At 60.6% G+C, this 16,922-nt stretch carries 13 protein-coding genes; 8 read left to right on the top strand and 5 right to left on the bottom strand.

Features of this window, described 5'->3' with window-relative positions; genetic code table 11:
- Nucleotides 1-38: 38 nt before the first annotated feature.
- Nucleotides 39-2,345: a TonB-dependent receptor gene (locus R3E82_20820; GenBank protein MEZ5553337.1), complete on the bottom strand. Its 2,307-nt coding sequence runs from the start codon at nucleotides 2,343-2,345 to the stop codon at nucleotides 39-41.
- Between the two features lie 90 nt (nucleotides 2,346-2,435).
- Nucleotides 2,436-2,858 (bottom strand): hypothetical protein, encoded by a 423-nt coding sequence (locus R3E82_20815; protein ID MEZ5553336.1) that lies wholly within the window; start codon nucleotides 2,856-2,858, stop codon nucleotides 2,436-2,438.
- A 398-nt stretch (nucleotides 2,859-3,256) separates the two neighbouring features.
- Between R3E82_20815 and R3E82_20810 the strand changes: the two genes are divergently transcribed.
- The 4 genes from R3E82_20810 to R3E82_20795 all read left to right on the top strand — a co-directional run bounded on the left by R3E82_20810 (nucleotide 3,257) and on the right by R3E82_20795 (nucleotide 5,093).
- Nucleotides 3,257-3,910: a hypothetical protein gene (locus R3E82_20810; protein ID MEZ5553335.1), complete on the top strand. Its 654-nt coding sequence runs from the start codon at nucleotides 3,257-3,259 to the stop codon at nucleotides 3,908-3,910.
- A 54-nt stretch (nucleotides 3,911-3,964) separates the two neighbouring features.
- Nucleotides 3,965-4,099, top strand: coding sequence for a hypothetical protein (locus tag R3E82_20805; GenBank protein ID MEZ5553334.1), 135 nt, complete (start codon nucleotides 3,965-3,967; stop codon nucleotides 4,097-4,099).
- Nucleotides 4,100-4,162: 63 nt separating this feature from the next.
- Nucleotides 4,163-4,441: a hypothetical protein gene (locus R3E82_20800; GenBank protein MEZ5553333.1), complete on the top strand. Its 279-nt coding sequence runs from the start codon at nucleotides 4,163-4,165 to the stop codon at nucleotides 4,439-4,441.
- 1 nt (nucleotide 4,442) lies between these two features.
- Nucleotides 4,443-5,093 carry a peptidylprolyl isomerase gene (locus R3E82_20795; GenBank protein ID MEZ5553332.1) on the top strand — a complete coding sequence of 217 codons (651 nt, stop codon included), beginning with the start codon at nucleotides 4,443-4,445 and terminating at the stop codon, nucleotides 5,091-5,093.
- 123 nt (nucleotides 5,094-5,216) lie between these two features.
- Here R3E82_20795 and R3E82_20790 read toward each other — a convergent pair whose 3' ends face one another.
- A complete protein-coding gene (locus R3E82_20790; protein MEZ5553331.1) occupies nucleotides 5,217-6,395 on the bottom strand; it encodes a hypothetical protein in 1,179 nt (392 codons plus the stop codon).
- Between the two features lie 132 nt (nucleotides 6,396-6,527).
- Between R3E82_20790 and R3E82_20785 the strand changes: the two genes are divergently transcribed.
- Complete coding sequence (locus R3E82_20785; protein ID MEZ5553330.1) at nucleotides 6,528-7,880, top strand: HupE/UreJ family protein; 1,353 nt, start codon at nucleotides 6,528-6,530, stop codon at nucleotides 7,878-7,880.
- A 193-nt stretch (nucleotides 7,881-8,073) separates the two neighbouring features.
- Here the strand turns inward: R3E82_20785 and R3E82_20780 are convergent, their stop codons facing one another.
- Together R3E82_20780 and R3E82_20775 are read right to left on the bottom strand one after the other, a co-directional pair.
- The gene (locus tag R3E82_20780; GenBank protein ID MEZ5553329.1) at nucleotides 8,074-9,288 is read right to left on the bottom strand and encodes an FAD-dependent oxidoreductase; all 1,215 of its coding nucleotides are present in this window, start codon (nucleotides 9,286-9,288) and stop codon (nucleotides 8,074-8,076) included.
- Nucleotides 9,289-9,334: 46 nt separating this feature from the next.
- Nucleotides 9,335-10,666, bottom strand: a complete 1,332-nt coding sequence (locus R3E82_20775; GenBank protein ID MEZ5553328.1) for a cytochrome c peroxidase — start codon at nucleotides 10,664-10,666, stop codon at nucleotides 9,335-9,337.
- 45 nt (nucleotides 10,667-10,711) lie between these two features.
- Between R3E82_20775 and R3E82_20770 the strand changes: the two genes are divergently transcribed.
- The 3 genes from R3E82_20770 to R3E82_20760 all read left to right on the top strand — a co-directional run bounded on the left by R3E82_20770 (nucleotide 10,712) and on the right by R3E82_20760 (nucleotide 16,917).
- Nucleotides 10,712-12,073 (top strand): selenium-binding protein SBP56-related protein, encoded by a 1,362-nt coding sequence (locus R3E82_20770; GenBank protein ID MEZ5553327.1) that lies wholly within the window; start codon nucleotides 10,712-10,714, stop codon nucleotides 12,071-12,073.
- A 22-nt stretch (nucleotides 12,074-12,095) separates the two neighbouring features.
- Nucleotides 12,096-12,755: an SCO family protein gene (locus R3E82_20765; protein ID MEZ5553326.1), complete on the top strand. Its 660-nt coding sequence runs from the start codon at nucleotides 12,096-12,098 to the stop codon at nucleotides 12,753-12,755.
- 124 nt (nucleotides 12,756-12,879) lie between these two features.
- Nucleotides 12,880-16,917 (top strand): two-component regulator propeller domain-containing protein, encoded by a 4,038-nt coding sequence (locus tag R3E82_20760; GenBank protein MEZ5553325.1) that lies wholly within the window; start codon nucleotides 12,880-12,882, stop codon nucleotides 16,915-16,917.
- Nucleotides 16,918-16,922: the final 5 nt, after the last annotated feature.

Below are 16,922 nucleotides of genomic sequence, written 5' to 3'. Positions count from 1 at the left end.
GCCAATCGGCCCCGCTTTGATCTGCCTGATCAGCTCGATCAGTTCCCGCCGAACTTGTAGGTCACATCGATTCCGTAGAACCGGGGGTACAGGTAGGTAGCCGTCTGCCGCCAGTTGCCGCCGGAGGTCGGTGTACCGATACCACGCGCAGCACCTTCTTCTGTCACGTCGTCCACGAAGGCTCGCACGTTCCAGTTGTCGGCGTTGTCGCGGAATGAGGCGTAGAGGTCAAAGCGCACGCGGTCGGGCACCTTGTCCAGATCCCGCTTGATACCGGAATCCCAGAACTCTCCCGTGTAGGAAGCAGAGCCACCAAGCGTGAAGACACCGATGGAGGTGTTTATGTCGTACCAGGAGTACAGGGTGGCCTTGTTGCGCGGGATGCGTTTGAGGTCATTGCCTTTGAGGTTCACAACCTTGGGCACGAGCAGCGTGTTGGGGTAGGCCGGGTCATCGTCTTCGATTACGAAAAGGTCGGAATCGTACTCGGTTCGGGTATAGGAGTAGTTGCCGCCGATGGTCCAGTTGTCGGTGGCCAGCCACACCCCTTCGATCTCGAAGCCCATGTTGTAGGCGTCATCCACGTTAATGACTACGTTGCGACCGCCGCCTGTCTGGGGCTGAAACTCTTCCACCTCGTCCTGATAGCCCTCGTAGTCGTAGTAGTAGATGGCGGAGAACACCTGCAGCCTTCCGTCGAACAGCGAGCCTTTGTAGCCCAATTCGTAAGACATCACTTCTTCTTCGTCGTAGGTGGCCGAAGGACCAGTGCGACCGGTGACCGGATTGCCATTGGCGTCGAAGAACTGAGTCTGGGTGCCCAGCAGGCCCAGGGAATAACCACCGGAGCGATAACCCGTGGTCACACCGAAGTAGACGAGAGTGTCGTCGTTTGGTGTCCAGTCCACGTTCACCCGATAGGTCACTTTGTCCCACTTCTTCTTGCTCGGCTCACTGGCGTCAGACCAGGAGATCGGGAAGGCCTGCAGGCGCAGGGGGCGGGTGCAGTTCGGATCGTCCAGCGCACAGGTCGGGGTGATGGGCATGTTCGGGTTCAGGGTCGGCGTAAAGGAGGCGTTGCCCATCAGGATGTTCATCATTGCCAGCGGAGTCAGACCGACCGATGCGCAGGTACCACCATACAGGAAGGCGCAGGTCGGTTCCGCGGCAAATGCAGAGATCGAGGGCATGAAGGCTGCGCTTTCTGTATAGCCACCACGCTGCTCGGCCGCCGTCTTCTCATCCTCTGCCCAGCGGATACCAAGGGTGATAGACCAGTTGTCATTAAAGGTATAGACACCCTGTGTGTAGGCGGCATAGGCATCTGTTGTGACCTTGTTGTCGATGCCATACAGCAGACCAAGCGGGTCGCCACCGGCGCGACCGAAGGTCGAGGTGCCGGGTGCTGCCGTGTGCAGGGACACTGGGGGTGCGGGAATGAAGGCGGCGAGGCTGCCGTAGTTGACCGGATTGGTCCAGCGACCCTGGTTGTTGTCGTCGTTCACCGAGTACTGCTGACGCCGATTGGACTGGAACTGGTAGACACCGCTGGTCAGTTGCAGGTTGTCGCCGATCTGCCAGAGCAGCTGAATCTCGTTGGAGAAGGTCTCAACGGATTCCTTCACCAGCTGATGGTAGCTGGTGAGGCTGCTGGTGGAATCGTCGCTGTCGATGAAGAAGGTGTAGTCGAAATCCTGCCAGCCACCGATCCACTTGATCTGGGTGGTCTCATTGATGTCCCAGGACAGATCTGCCTGTACACCCTGCTGATCGAATACCTCATCGTTGCGGTTGTCGGTCAGGGCGTAGCCGTGCAGGTCTTTAATGTTCGAATCGAAAACGTCGGGGTTGGTACCGTAGGCGGCATTCGGACGGCTCAAAGAGGAGGGGTCAACGCCGGGTCTGGCGTAGATTCCCTGGGTAATACCACCTGCAGGGTTCAGGAAATCCATTCTGGTGCCCGTGTAAGGCACTGCGCCACCGAACAGCGCACCTGGCACCGGGACGATACCCAGTGCGTACACGTCTGTAGAGCGGACACCTCGGGTCTGGGGACCCTGGGCAGTAATCGGACCTTCCGTCACAAGTACCGAACTGTTGATGATGCGATCTGACCGTCGGTCATTCCAGCGCACGTTGGCTTCCCAGTCGTCCGCGATCTGCCAGTTCAGTGCCAGGGCGATGTTCTGGTCGCCGACCGAGTTCACATCTTCGGATCCGTCGATGCCTTCCTGGGCGCCGTCCCGATCCCGTCGCACAGCGGTCAGGCGATAGGCGAGCCGGTCTGCTATAAGCGGACCGGACAGCATACCGTAGAACTCCCGGGTATCCAGGTTGCCGAACATGCCGCGGATTTCACCTTCGGTTTCGTAGGTCGGTTTGTTAGTGATGTAGTTGAGTGCGCCACCGATGGAGTTGCGGCCGTACAGGGTGCCCTAGGGGCCGCGCAGGGCTTCGATCCGCGCGATGTCGTAAAGGGCGCTTTCGGAGGATGCGATACCGAAGTCTTCGGAATACACACCGTTGTAGTAGGTGGCAACACCCGGGTCACCGCCCAGTGCGCGGAAGTTGCGGCCGACGCCCCGGATCCTGATGTCATAGGCATCCCGAGTGGTGGCAGGCATGAAGTTGACCATTTCATCCGCACCCTGGATACCCATGTCCTCGATCATGGTTTCGCCAAAAGCGGTGATGGAAATGGATGTATCGGAAACTGTGGACTGCCGCTTCTCGGCAGTCACCACGATTTCCTCGATACGTCGGCCTGAATCTTCTGCCGCGAAGGTCGCAACGGGCAGGCCGATGGCTGTAGCTGCAGCAGCAGTCACAGACATCAGATAGCGAAAGCTAGACGCCATAATGGAACCCCTCCTGTTATAGAACCTGCGAGGTCCCTCAACCCCGCTCTCTTTTCGATCCGAACACCGGGTTCGGATCCGTTCATTTCGTCCGTTTCCGCTCTGCAGCAGGTGCATGCGGCCTGGATAGCCGGCTGAATCTCCCTCAAGTAGCTGGCTCGAATAGAACTGCGCCACTTAGCGCCCACTGCGGCCGATGCGGCTCTATGGGCACCATCTCCTGTGATGCGCATCACAAGAATCCGTGATCTTGGGGGTGGATGCAATGGCATTTGTAGGGAAATCGTGGCTCTGGCCGGGTGATTGTGCGCCCGGACGGGGTCCCGGAATCCCGGGAAGACTGTGAAACGTAACGCGGAAACACGCCTGCTGCGTGGCTTTACTGTGGGCTGGCGTCGATGGAGGAAACGCATGTGGATACCTTTGATCTGAACTGGCCGAAAACTCAGGCCACCTTTTATACCGACGGCTGGCGCTGCCGGATCGTCTGGCGTCAGCAGGGTGGGCCCGGCGGCACCATAGACAATCACAACCTGTGCAAGCGCCGGCTGGCCGACAGTCTGGGTGGAGCGCCCTACCTGCTGGCTGCCCTGCGGGCGCGCGGCTACGGCACTCTGGCTGAGGAAATCGAATCTCTTGTGGAAACGCCGACTCAGGCTGCCCCGGCGCGCGAGGCAGTCGCGGATCGGACCCGGGATTGGATTGCGGGCCTCGACGGTGACGCCACCTTTGCAGAAACCGGTGCCCGGCGGTCCAAAGTCTGGTTCGAGCTGGGGCAACTGGGCGAAGTGGTGCTGTTTCTGAAAGAGCCGCCAGCCAGGGGTAAATCCGAGTGGGTGCTCAAGCGCACCTGGCCCGATTCGGACCGCAAGGCGGAATACGTGGCCGGACCTTATCTGCGCGGCCTGTTCAGCTATCTCCAGGAGCACGCACCTGGCTTTGGCGAATCGGATGTGGAAACGCTGCTGAAGTTCTGCGGCGGGATCGATCACCCGGAGATCGTCAACGCAATTCGGCTCTGGAAAGACTCGGGGCGGTCGGTCACTCACTGATCGATCGCTGATCGCGCTACACTCGACCCCTTCCAGAGGGTGGGGGTTGTATTGATGGCGGACAAACTCAATCTGATGGCTGTTTTTCCCACCCTCGAGCTCAAGCTCGCAGGCGGTGGGTCAATGCGGCTTCCCGAGGCGATTGAAACGCCCTACGCCATCGTTCTTTTCTATCGCGGCCACTGGTGACCATTCTGCCGCCGACTGTTAGTCGGCTACGAACAACGCCTCGAGCAATTCAGGGCCATCGGGGTGTCGATTGTTGCAGGGACCGTGGACAGTGAAGAGCAGACGCTGGAGGTGTCCCGGGCGCTTTCCTTCCCCGTCGCATGGGGCATGACGCGCAGTGACGCGGATACCATCGGCGCCTGGTGGGAAGAGCGACGCGGCCACATCCAGCCGGCGGAGTTCCTGCTGACCCGGAAAGGTCGGGTGCTGTCATCGAACTACTCGAGTTCACCGGTGGGACGGATGGATCCGGGAGAGACGCTGACACTGGCAAAGCTGCTCGCCGCACGGAGTAAGAGTTGATATGCGGCGTGTCGTGCTGGTCTTTGTGTTCCTGATCTCAACAAATGCAGGGTTTGCTCCGTCAGCGACGGCGGAGGCAGCCGCAGAAGTAGTGGAAAAAGTCAGGCTGACAACCACACTGGGGGTGATCGAAGCCGACCTCTACCCGGAACGGGCGCCACGCACGGTGGCTAATTTCCTGGCCTACGTCGACGCCGGTCTCTACAACAATGCCAGTTTTTACCGGGTTGTGCGGCTCGACAACCAGCCCGCCAGCCCGGTCAGGATCGAGGTGATCCAGGGTGGGCGCGGACCGGCCACCTACGACCCCGACACGCACCCGCCGTTTCCACCGCTGGTCCACGAGACCACCCGGGAGTCGGGTCTCAGCCACGTGGATGGCGCGCTGTCCATGGCGCGGCTGGCGCCGGGCAGTGCGACTTCGGAGTTTTTCATCTGCATCGGGCCGCAGCCTGAACTCGACTTCGGCGGCGCCCGCAATCCGGACGGACAGGGCTTCGCCGTATTCGGCCAGGTCACGGCGGGGATGGAGGTGGTGCGGGCTATCCAGGCCGGCAGGACCCAGGGTGCGGCGCCCGACTATCTGAGGACCATCGACGGGCAGATGCTGACTGAGCCGGTGGTCATCGAGCAGGTCGGGCGGGTCGAGTAGCGGAGCAAGCGTGGCGGGCGGGCCGGGTAACCCGCTCTGCTGATCGGCCCGCAGTCGCGGGCCTTGTACTGGCGGTTGGTGACGGGCACGAAGCGACCCGTCAGTGTGCAGTACAGAGGGTGCCTAGCTGCGTGGCCAGACCACGCCCTGGTCTTTGCTCTTCACCGCCTTCATGCCTTTATAGACAAACTTCTGCACCCGCTTACCTTCATAGGTCTCGGTGGTGAAGATGTTGCCCTTGGAATCGGTAGCGATGCTGTGCACGGCGAAGAACTGGCCGGGCTGACGGCCGCCGTCGCCGAAGCTGGTGAGAATCTCGAGATTCTCCCGCAGCAGCACATAGACCTTCATGTTCTTGCCGTCGGCGAGGTAGATGAAGCGCTGGTCTTTGTCTTTCGAGAAAGCAATATCCCAGGTGGAGCCGTCACCCAGGGTGCGGGGAGCAACCTGCTTCTCCATCACAAAGGTGCCGTCGGTCCTGAAGACCTGGATGCGGTCGTTCGGTCGGTCGCAGACATAGACCAGACCGTCGTTGCTGGGCTCTGCGCAATGCACGGGATTGCGGAACTGTTTCACCAGCGGGGCATCGGGATCGTAGGGGCCGAGATCCGCATCGTCGGGCTTGTTGCCGTATGCGCCCCAGAATCGCTTCACCGCGCCGGTGTCCATATCGAGCACGGCGACACGCTTATTTGCGTAGCCGTCCGCCACATAGGCTTCATTTGCCGCATTGTCGAAGGCGATCTTGGCAACCCGACCGAAATGCTCGGTGCTGCTCGAGTTGGCCTCCATACCGGGCTTGCCGATCTGCATCAGGAACTTGCCATCCCGTGTGAATTTCAGGATATGGCTGTCGCCCTGGCCATTGCCGCCGATCCAGACGTTGTCTTTGCCGTCCAGGGTGAGCCCATGGTTGGAAGACGGCCATTCGTATTCATCGCTGCGGCCACCCCAGGAGTTCACCAGATTTCCGGCCGGATCAAATTCGAGAATGTTCGGCGCGGGGATACAGCATTCGCCGGTCACCGGGTCCGTTGCCGCGCCTATTTCGGTACGGGGATTGAAGGAGTCACGACGATGGATGACGAAGACATGATCGCGGCTGTCTACACCGACACCGATGGCAGAGCCCAGCACCCAGTGATTGGGCAGAGGTCTGGGCCAGAGGGGGTCTACTTCGAACGCAGGCGCCTTCTCGGTGGCCGCATCGGCGCTCGGATCGATGAGCCACTGACCGTAGCCGAGCAGCAGAATGGCGGTAAGGAGACTGCCGCCGATAAAAATATTGCGCATGTTGGTCATTGCAGGTGACTTCCTTCGTTTATCCCTTTTTTGTGTTTTTCGCACGTTTTCATGCATCGCAGGAGCCTGCCCCGGAGGGAAGGCGCCTGTCGAGTGACGGCTAGTATACTCGCTGGCTTCTTGAGAGCGCAGTTGAGTCGTCCAGTGACCCGTGGTGTTTTATTCCTGCTGAGCCTGTTGTCGTGGCCACTCTGGGCCCACGAAATTCCGGCAGATGTACAGATCCGGATGTATCTGAAGCCGGAGGCTCAGACATTGACCGTGCTGATGCGGGTACCCCTCGAGGCGATGCGCGATTTCGAGTTTGCCCGACGCGGACCTGGCTATCTGGATCTGCCCGCGCTGGAGCCCCAGCTCATCGACGCAGTCCGTCTGTGGCTGCTGGACGATCTGAAGTTCTACGAATCCGGGCGTCTGCTCGATGTACCTCGCATCGCTGCGGTTCGGGTCGCCTTACCCTCGGATTCCGCTTTCGATGACTATGCGACAGCGCTCACTGCAGTTCGCAGCGAACGGCTCGATCCGGGCGTCGATCTGCCCTGGGCCCAGGCGCTGCTCGATGTGGAGCTCAGTTACGTAATCGAATCGGCGGATGCGGAATTCGAACTGGAACCGACCCTGGCGAGGCTGGGGTTGCGGACCCTGGTGCAGGTGCGTCTGATCCGGGATCCGGTCGAAACTGATTCTCGAGACGAAGTCGGTGTCGGCGCTACCAGTCGGGGGCTTTCCTTCGTCGGAGATCCGGGTCGCATCAGCCTGGAGCCCGGCTGGTCTGACGTCTTCAGTCGCTTCCTGACTTCAGGCTTTGAGCATGTGCTGGAGGGTGTTGATCACCTGCTCTTCGTTTTCGCCCTGGTGATTCCACTGTTGCGCTGGCGGGCGCTCGTTGCCGTGGTGACCGCCTTTACCCTGGCACACTCTCTGACACTCGGGGCATCGATGCTGGGACTGGTTCCGACTGCGCTGTGGTTCCCCGCTCTGGTGGAGTCTCTGATCGCCTTTTCCATCGTGCTGATGGCATTGAGCAATCTGTTCGAACTCAGATCCCACGGTCGCTGGCTGATCGCCTTCGTGTTCGGCCTGGTCCATGGCTTCGGCTTCTCCTTCGCGCTGAGTGAGATGCTGGCCTTTGCCGGGGATCATCTGAGCGTCTCGCTGCTGGCATTCAATCTCGGCGTGGAGGCGGGTCAGCTGCTGGTGCTGGCGATTCTGGTCCCGCTGCTTCTGATCTGCCGCCGTCTGCTGCCCGGGCGGGTACTGGTCATCGTGCTGTCCGCCGTCGTGGCCCACAGCGGCTGGCACTGGTTTACCGAACGCTGGACCACGCTCAGCTCTTACAGCTTCATCTGGCCGGAATGGGACCGGGCCCTGCTGGCCGGCAGCATGCGCTGGCTGATGCTGGTTCTGACCGCAACCCTGGTGATCTGGGTATGCCGGGGTCTGTTCGAGCGCTGGGTGCGGGAACCCGGCAACCGCCGTGTGTGACCGGTCAGCGTCCGGACCATGGCCAGCCGGTCTTCGCCCAGCATGAAGAGCACATTGAAGGATCCGGACCGGGAAAGTCTGCGCCGCGGCAGCACGGCGTACTGGGGGAATCCGGCACTGACGGGTCTGCGCACAAGGCTGGCGTTTATTGGGATTTCATTGTCGTGAAGTTCCCGAATCGCTCAATCCAGCTTCAGACTGCTAGTCGCGTGCGCGGCAGACCCAGTGCAAACAGTCGCGCGGGTATGTCACGTAAACCCGGTATGGCCAGTGCGAGTCGGACCGGAAGCGGCAGTGCGAATGGCTGATTGCGCAGCGCGCGTTTCACGATCTGATCCTGAATACGGTCCTGCACAGCCTGTGTGATGCGGGTCGCGCGCATGCGTCGACTCTGAATTTCCGCAAGGTGCGACTCTGTCAGGGTCCGGTTGCGCAGCGGCAGTGTTGCCGGGTCTGCCAGCACGTTTGCGGCAGCCACCGCATCGCTTACCGCCATGTTGATGCCCACACCGCCCACCGGCGTCATGACATGGGCCGCATCCCCGATGGCGAGAAAACCGGGGCGATACCATTTCACCAGACAATCACCCCGCACAGTGAGCAGATGCAGTTCTGTAAAATCCTTGAGTGCGTCGATGCGGTCGCTCAGCCAGGGTGCTGCATCACTGATACCTTTCCGCAGAGCGTCGATGCCCTGGGATTTCAGCTGGGCGAAATCGCCTTTTGGAAACACATAGCCGATCTGCCATTCGCCTGTGCGGGGAATGCAGACCAGCATCCGGCCGTGGGCAACGAAAAAGCCCCCGGTCTCGTGTCCGTCCCGCTCTCTTCTCGGCAGCCGGAACCAGCACACGTCCATTGGCGGTGCGCTGCTCTGTGCGCTGAGACCGGCGAGCTTGCGCATTCTTGAAAAGCGGCCATCGGCGGCCACCGTCAGTGTGGCATGGATGTTGTGATCGGCACCGGCCCGATAGCGGACGCCGGTGATCCGCCTGCCGTCTTCCAGCAGTGCCTGGGCGGCGGCACCCCTTAAGCAGGTGAAATTCGGGCAGGCTTCTGCCTTGCGGCAGAGCCAGTCCAGAAAGCTGGACTGGGGCATGACGGCCACATAGGGAAACCGGGTCGGCAGCCGATCGAAATGCACCAGATCCAGTGTGCGTTCCGGAGTGTGCAGAGTGACCGAGCGCATTTTCACGTGGGGAAGGTCGAGGGCCTCGTCTGCCAGCCCGAGGTGATCGAGGGTTTCGAGCGTAGACGCGTGAACCGTATCACCGCGGAAGTCGCGATCGAAATCCTGCCGGGCTTCGAGCAGGATTACGCTGTGGCCGGTGCGGGCGAGCAGCAGCGCGAGCATCATGCCGCCGGGCCCGGCGCCGACAATGCAGCAATCGACAGTTTCCGTGGACATCGCTCCTCCCTCTCCGGCTGACCGTGAGATCCTGATCGAAGGCCGGTCAGTCCGGTGAGCCCCGTTCCCCGATGGGCGATATACGTGCGTCGCTCGCAAGCCTGTCGAGATCCGGACTGGTCAGGGCTTCGAGAAAACGCAGCAGGTCGCTGGAGTCTACCCCGCTCATTGACAGGGGGCGAATCAGCGGGTCTTTCTCCGGGTCTGTTCCGCCGCCCGAATTGTAAAATTCGATGACGGCTTCCAGAGTGGCGAAACTGCCATCGTGCATATACGGGGCGGTCACTGCGACATTGCGCAGGCTGGGGGTCCGATAAGCCCAGCGATGCTCCGGGCGACCGGTCACTTCCTCGTGCCCATAGTCGTCCGCCCTGTGGACGCTAACCGGTTCCACTGTGAGCACGACACCCGGCGCCACCTGGAGCAGGGACGTGGTGGATGTTTCGCCCATTGCGCGACGATAGCCGGCGCCGGTACGGTGCACATCGTCATCGGTGAACAGTGCGCCGCTGCGAGCGATCAGATGGCAGCGTGAGCAGTCATGTTTCAGAAACAGCTGGAAGCCGCGCTTCGCGGAATGGGAGAGCGCTGCTGAGTCGCCGCCGTAATACCAGTGATCAAAGGGTGAATCCGCGGCGAGCAGTGCGCTCTGATAGGCGGCCAGCGCTAGCCCCAGCGTATTTTCGGTAAGTCCTTCTGCAAAGGTGACTCTGAAAGCCTCCGTGTACTCTTCGATCTGAGCCAGCCGCCCCAGAACGCTCGCGCGTGAAACATTCCCCATCTCGTCCGGCGACAGCAGTGGAGCCCAGATCTGTGCGACAAGACTGGTTTCCCGCGCATCATGAAAGAGGATATTCCGATAGATCACGTTGTAGAGGGCGGGCGCATTGCGGCGTGTGCTGCGGCCGTTGATGCCCACCGGAGTGGACAGCTCCGTCTGTGTGAACGCCTGCTCCGGCACGTGGCACATGCCGCAGGAAAGGGTGTCGTTTGGGGACAGGCGGCGATCGAAGAACAGACGCCGGCCGAGATCGATCCGGGCGGGATCTGCCGGATGGCGCAATGGTGGGAGTCCGAGCGGTGGGTTCAGAGTGCGTTCGAACAGATCTGCGGGTACCCCCTGGCTCATATTCAGCGCGGCGGATCGGCTCTGATAATCCGTTGACTCGTAACCGTTACGAGGATCACCCGGGATGATGTAGCCAGGGCCGCTGGCGGCGAGCGGTGCGGATGCGATCAGAAACAGGCTGACGAGCCCCCGTACATGAGTAACAAAGTTACCAGAACAGGACCGGCTGAGCGTCCTCTTCAGGATCGGCAGCAGGAGCAGCGCCTTCGCTTCATGGGTGCGGATGGAGAGTCGTTGATACTTGATCAAAGCCTCCCTAGCATAACTGACCACGCAATGATGGAGGGGGCCATTATGAGCGGTTTCAGAATGAGATTTATCGGTCTGTTCCTGGGAACTCTACTGGCCGGTGGCAGCCCGGCGATTTTTGCAGACGAAACCTGCATGTCGCCCTACATGGCGAAGATAGTCGGCCAGGAAGACTTCGTCTATGTGTGGACGCTGGGAGCGGAAGGTGTGGGTGACGGTCAGGACAAACTGGTCACCGTCGATGTCAATCCGGACTCCATCAGCTACGGCGAAGTAGTGCACATACTCCCGGTGGGCAGCCGCAATGAGGCACATCACTCGGGCCTCACTGACGACCGTCGCTTTCTCTGGGCGAGCGGACTCGATACCAATCGGATCTTCATTTTCGACATTCACAGTGATCCCGCAGCGCCCGTGCTGCACAGGACCATAGAAGACTTCACTGCGAAAACCGGTGGCATCGTCGGGCCGCACACCAGTTACGCGCTGCCGGGCCGGATGCTGTTGACCGGGCTCTCCAACAACCGGGACCACGGCGGTCGAACCGGTATGGCGGAGTACACCAATGCGGGTGAGTACGTGACCACGCACTGGATGCCGACAGACGATGCGCTGGCAGGTGCTGTCAAGTCCGGTCAGTTTGCTGACGGCTACGGTTACGATGTGCGTGCGCTGCCGCGCCGTAATGTGCTGATCACCTCGTCCTTCACCGGATGGAACAACTACATGCGCAATCTGGGTGAGCTGATGGCGGATGCCGAGGCCATGAAGCGCATGGGGAATACGGTGGTTGTCTGGGATCTGCACACGCGGCAACCGAAGAAGATTCTCGATGTACCCGGTGCGCCACTGGAGATCCGCTGTGCCTGGGGCAGCCACAACAACTTCTGCCTGACCACGACCGCGCTGACTTCGAAGATCTGGCTGATTTACGAAGACGCCCAGGGTGAGTGGCAGGCTAAAGACGTTGCCGATATCGGTGATGCCTCGAAGATTCCGTTGCCGGTGGATATCTCAATCTCAGCCGATGATCGGCTGCTGTGGGTCAATACCTGGAATGACGGGCTGGTGCGCCAGTTCGATATCAGCGATCCGTTCAAACCCGTGCAGGTGATGGCACAGCGTGTGGGCGAACAGGTGAACATGGTGTCACAGAGCTGGGACGGCAAGCGGCTGTACTTCACCTCCTCGCTGCTTTCCAACTGGGACAAGCAGGCACCGGCGGGCCCCGATCTGCAGTATTTCAAACTGTATAGATGGGATGGTAAGTCGCTGGTACCTGAATTTTCGATCGACTTTATCGCCGCAGGACTCGGCCTGCCCCATCAGATGCGCTTCGGCTCCTACGCCCTCTATGGTCTTCGTCGGCCCCAGGCGCCGGAGATGCTCTCCAGCACCGATGATTGAGTTACTGCTGTGCGCCGTCTTGGTGAGCGCCAGTGCCGCGGTCCATTCTGAGACCCGACAGCATGAGCATGCCGAACCAGAGGTGCTGGCGCCGGGGTATTACGATCTGACCTTTGACGCCCCCCGTGCCGGCAGCTATGAACTGCCGGGTCTGGGGCATGCGGCGGATGGCGTGGTTCTGCTCGACACGGGAGAACCTGTGCGGCTGCATGATCTTTATGCGGATCGAGTGGTGGTGTTGAGCTTCATTTACACAAGCTGTGGTGATGTGAACGGCTGCCCGCTGGCTACCCACGTGCTGGCGCGGGTGCAGGAGCGTCTGGCGAAGGCAGCGGAACTTGCTGCGAAAGTGCGTCTGGTGAGCTGGAGTTTCGATCCGGAGCGCGATACTCCGGATGTCATGCGCACCTACGGTGCCAGATTTCAGAACGCAGAAGTCGACTGGCGCTTCGTGACCAGTGCCGATTCCCGGTCTCTGGCACCCCTGCTGCTTGATTACGATCAATCGGTCATTCAGGAGATTGATGCGCAGGGTCGTCCTCTCGGCACGCTGTCCCATATACTCCGGGTGTACCTGATCGACACCCGCGGTGTGATTCGCAATATCTACAGCGTGTCCTTTCTGCATGCGGACACGCTGCTCAACGATATCCGCACGCTGTTGGCTGAAAGCAGTCGCTGACTGCCCTGACTTGGAGTCCGATAGGGCGACCTGTACCATGACTTGTCGATTTTTCGCGTCACAAGTCGCGGTCGCAGGGAGGCGCCGGGATGGATGAACAGCGAGTGCAGGCGGGAAGCAGGCTTTGATCCGACAGGCGGTCCAGTCAATTCTGATTCTGCTGATGGTGGCAGCGTGCGCGGCGGTTGCTTCCGCCGCCGAATACGTCCGATTTCATCGATATTCTGTCGATCAGGGACTTCCCCAGTCCGTGGTACAGGCCATCGCGCAGGACACCCGGGGCTTCATATGGCTCGGCACCCAGGGTGGGCTGAGCCGCTACGATGGCCACGAGTTCGTCAATTACTTCCTGGAACCGGATGATGCGAACAGCATCAGCAATGACTGGATACCTGTGCTTCATGCGGATGACCAGGGCATGGTCTGGATCGGGACCCAGCGAGGGCTGAATCGGCTCGATACGAAGACGGGAGCCATTACCCGCTACTACTCCGATCCTGCTGACCCCCAATCCCTGAGCGGGAACCATATCCGGGCCATCGAACCGGACGCCCGGGGCTGGTTGTGGATCGGAGATGACACCGGCGGCATCACCCGGATGGACCTGGATTCAGGGACCTTCGAGCGGGTGACAGACGGCGGCCTTGCAAATCAGCGGGTACGGGATCTCTTCCTCGACGCGGGCGGATTTCTCTGGATCGGTACCAACGGCGGTGGTCTGCTGCGCCTCGACCCCCTGAACTCCCGGGTCAGGCAGATCGATCTGGAAGGCAGCGACGATCGGGTGCATGCCATAGCGGCTGATGCCCGGGGTGATATCTGGGTGGGCAGCAGCGAGGCAGGACTGTACCGGCTGGACTCCCAGGGCCAGCTCAAACGCCGTTACCGGAAGGGCGATGGTTCCGGGCTCAGCTCCAATGCGATCCGGGTACTGTTTGTCGACAGCCGGGGTGATGTGTGGATTGGCACAGACAGCGATGGGGTGAACCGGTTCGTGACGGGGGAGGACCGGTTCGAGTCCATCCGCCGACACAGCGCCAATGATAGAAGCCTGAACGACGACCATGTGGCGGCGCTGTTTGAGGATCGCGGCGGTGTGATCTGGGTGGGTACCCAGGTTGGCGTCAATACCTGGAACCCGCTGCTCAGTGCTTTTGCCACCTACTCGAGCCCGGCAGAAGGTAACGGCGGCCTGACAAACAACTGGATTTCGAGTTTCGCGGAGGGCGACGACGGCAAAGTGTTTGTCGGGACCGCAGGCGGTGGTGTCAGCCTGCTCGAACTGGACACTGGAGAAATTCACCCCTTCGGTCCGGGAGACGGTCCGGGCGGACTCAGGGATCCCCGGGTATTTGCGCTGGCGGTCTCTCCTCAGGGTGAGTTGTGGGCGGGGACCCGGGCGGGTGGGCTGTTCCGCTACCGTGCAGAACAGGGCGACTGGGAGAACTTCCGGCACGACCCGGAAGATGCCGGAAGCATCAGTTTCGATGCCATTACCAGTCTGCTGTTCGACTCCAGGGGCAGACTCTGGATAGGCACTTATGGCGGCGGATTGAATCGCTACCTGGGAGAAGGCAGATTCGAGCGGTTCCGTCACGACCCCGGCAATCCGGCGAGTCTGTGTTCAGACCGGATGCTCTCGATATACGAAGATCGCGGTGCCCGGCTCTGGATCGGCACCCATGGGGATGGCCTGTGCCGGCTCGAACCCGACACCGGCGTATTCGAGACCTATCGCCATGACTCCTCGAAAGCGGACTCGCTCGCCAGCGACGTGGCCTGGTATGTCACCGAGGATGGCGCGGGCAATCTCTGGATAGGAACTGCGGAGCGGGGTGTGTCGGTGTGGCGTGCGGAAGACCGACAGAGTGGCCAGCTGCGCTTTGAACATCTCGGCATCGAGGAGGGGCTTGCCGGCAGGACCATCTACAGTCTGGTGAGTGATTCCGCAGGCCGGGTCTGGGCGGCGGGCAATCGGGGACTTACACGGATTGATCCCGGCACCCGGGAAACAGTGAACTTCACCGTGGCGGATGGCCTGCAGGGCAATGAATTCAATTTCGCCGCAGCGCTCAGGCTCGCTGACGGCCGCATACTGTTTGGTGGAAACAATGGTTTCAACGCCTTCTACCCCCACGAAATCAGGACCAACCTCCACGCACCTCCTGTGGTGCTGACCGATCTGATCCGACTGAATGAATCCGTTCTGCCTCACACCCTGATGGAGGAGTCAGGAGTGGTGCAGTTCGACCATCGCGATCAGCTGATAGCCTTCGAGTTTGCGGCCCTGGACTTCACCGACCCCTCGGGTAACCGCTACGAGCATTTCCTTGAAGGATTCGACACGGACTGGGTGATCGATGGGAATCGACGCCGGCTTACTTACACGAATCTGCTGCCTGGTGATTATCGGTTGCGGGTCAGGGCGGCGAACGGCGATGGTGTCTGGAGTAGTGACGAGCTGGTACTGCCCTTCCGAGTATTGCCGGCTCCCTGGGCAACCTGGTGGGCGAAGTCCGGCTATGTCCTCGCCGTGCTGATGGTTTTCTTCGCGGTGTATCGCGTGCAGGCGCGGCGTCTCGCCTATGCGGAAGAAATTCGGAAGATCAACACAACGCTGGTTGATCAGATCAACCAGCGACAGAAAAAAGAAACGGAGCTGCGTCTTTCGGAGCAGCGTTCCCAGCGCTATCTGGACGTTGTCGAGGTCATCATTCTCGCGCTGGACCGGACCGGCCGGATCACGATGATCAATCAGAAGGGTGCCCGGGTACTTGGTGGCAGCGAAAGCGAAATCGTCGGGTCTGATTTCTATGAAACCTTTGTACCCGCCGAAGTCCGTGGGGAAGTGCGTGAGCGCTTCGAGCAGGTTGCGCAATATGCCTACTCGGAGTCGCCCATCAAACCGAAGGAAGGAATCGAGCGACTGATCGCCTGGCACACGATTCCACTTCCAGCCGGAGAAGGCATGGCGGCTGGAATTCTGATTTCCGGCACGGATGTCACCCAGGTGCGCAATCTGGAGCGCCAGTTGCGGGATGCGCAGAAAATGGAAGCACTCGGCACCATGGCCCGGGGTGTTGCACACGACTTCAACAACATCCTCAGTTCGATTCTCGGTTATGCGGAGCTCAGTCTTGCAGAGCTGGACAGCTCGAGTCGCGCACGCGACTACCTGCGCAAACTCGAAACATCGGTCGACAGGGCGCGTGAGCTGGTACAGGGCATCCTCACCTTCGGTCGGGGCAACCCCCGTAGGCCCAAGCCGGTCAGTGTCGCCGGCGCAGTAGCAGAGGCTCTGCAACTGTTGAAGCCGGTGCTTGGTGAGCGGGTTCGCATTGAAGATGTTCTGGACCCGGAATCGGGAGCGGTACTCGCCGATCCCACCCAGCTGCTGCAGGTAGTACTCAACCTCGGTACCAATGCGGGGCAGGCAATGGGTGAGAAAGGAGGGGTATTGCAGGTCAGGGTTCAGCCCCACGACGTGGATATCGAAAAGGCACGCTCAACCGCAGTGCTGGCGCCGGGCTCCCACGTGAAAATCACGGTGGCGGATAATGGTCCGGGTATGGATGACTTCACCCTTGCGAGAATATTCGACCCGTTTTTCACCACACGCCGGCGCGAGGAGGGAACCGGCCTGGGGCTGGCGGTAGTGCACGGTATCGTTACCCAGCTGCGCGGCTACGTGGAAGTAGAGAGTGAGGTCGGGCGGGGATCAACCTTCACCATCTATCTGCCCTGCTGCGAAGAATCAGCGGCGGGTCGGGTCGAAGAGCCGGTCATTTTCGGAGCGCCTGCACCGGGGACAGAGACCATTCTGTTTGTGGATGACGAGCCGGCTGTGCGCGCCATCGTCGAAGAATCACTCACCAAGCTGGGATATCGGGTATTCACCGCGCCGGACGGAGTTTCTGCTCTGGCGCTGTTCGAACAGCTTGGCGAGGGTCTGGATCTGGTGATCACCGATGAAACCATGCCGACCATGCCGGGCCACAAGGTGGTCGAAATCCTGCGTGAGAAACGACCGTCGATGCCGGTGATTCTGATGAGCGGTGCGGGTCAACCGGCGAATGTGCACGTGGACCTGTTTCTGGATAAGCCTTTCACACTCAGTATGCTCGCAAGTGCGGTTCGCAGTGTGCTGGCTCCCGTGTCCTGATCAGC

The sequence above is a fragment of the Pseudomonadales bacterium genome, from assembly GCA_041395945.1.
Taxonomy (GTDB): domain Bacteria; phylum Pseudomonadota; class Gammaproteobacteria; order Pseudomonadales; family Azotimanducaceae; genus SZUA-309.
Note: the sequence above shows the minus strand (reverse complement) of the source record. Positions and strands in the feature narration are given on the sequence as shown.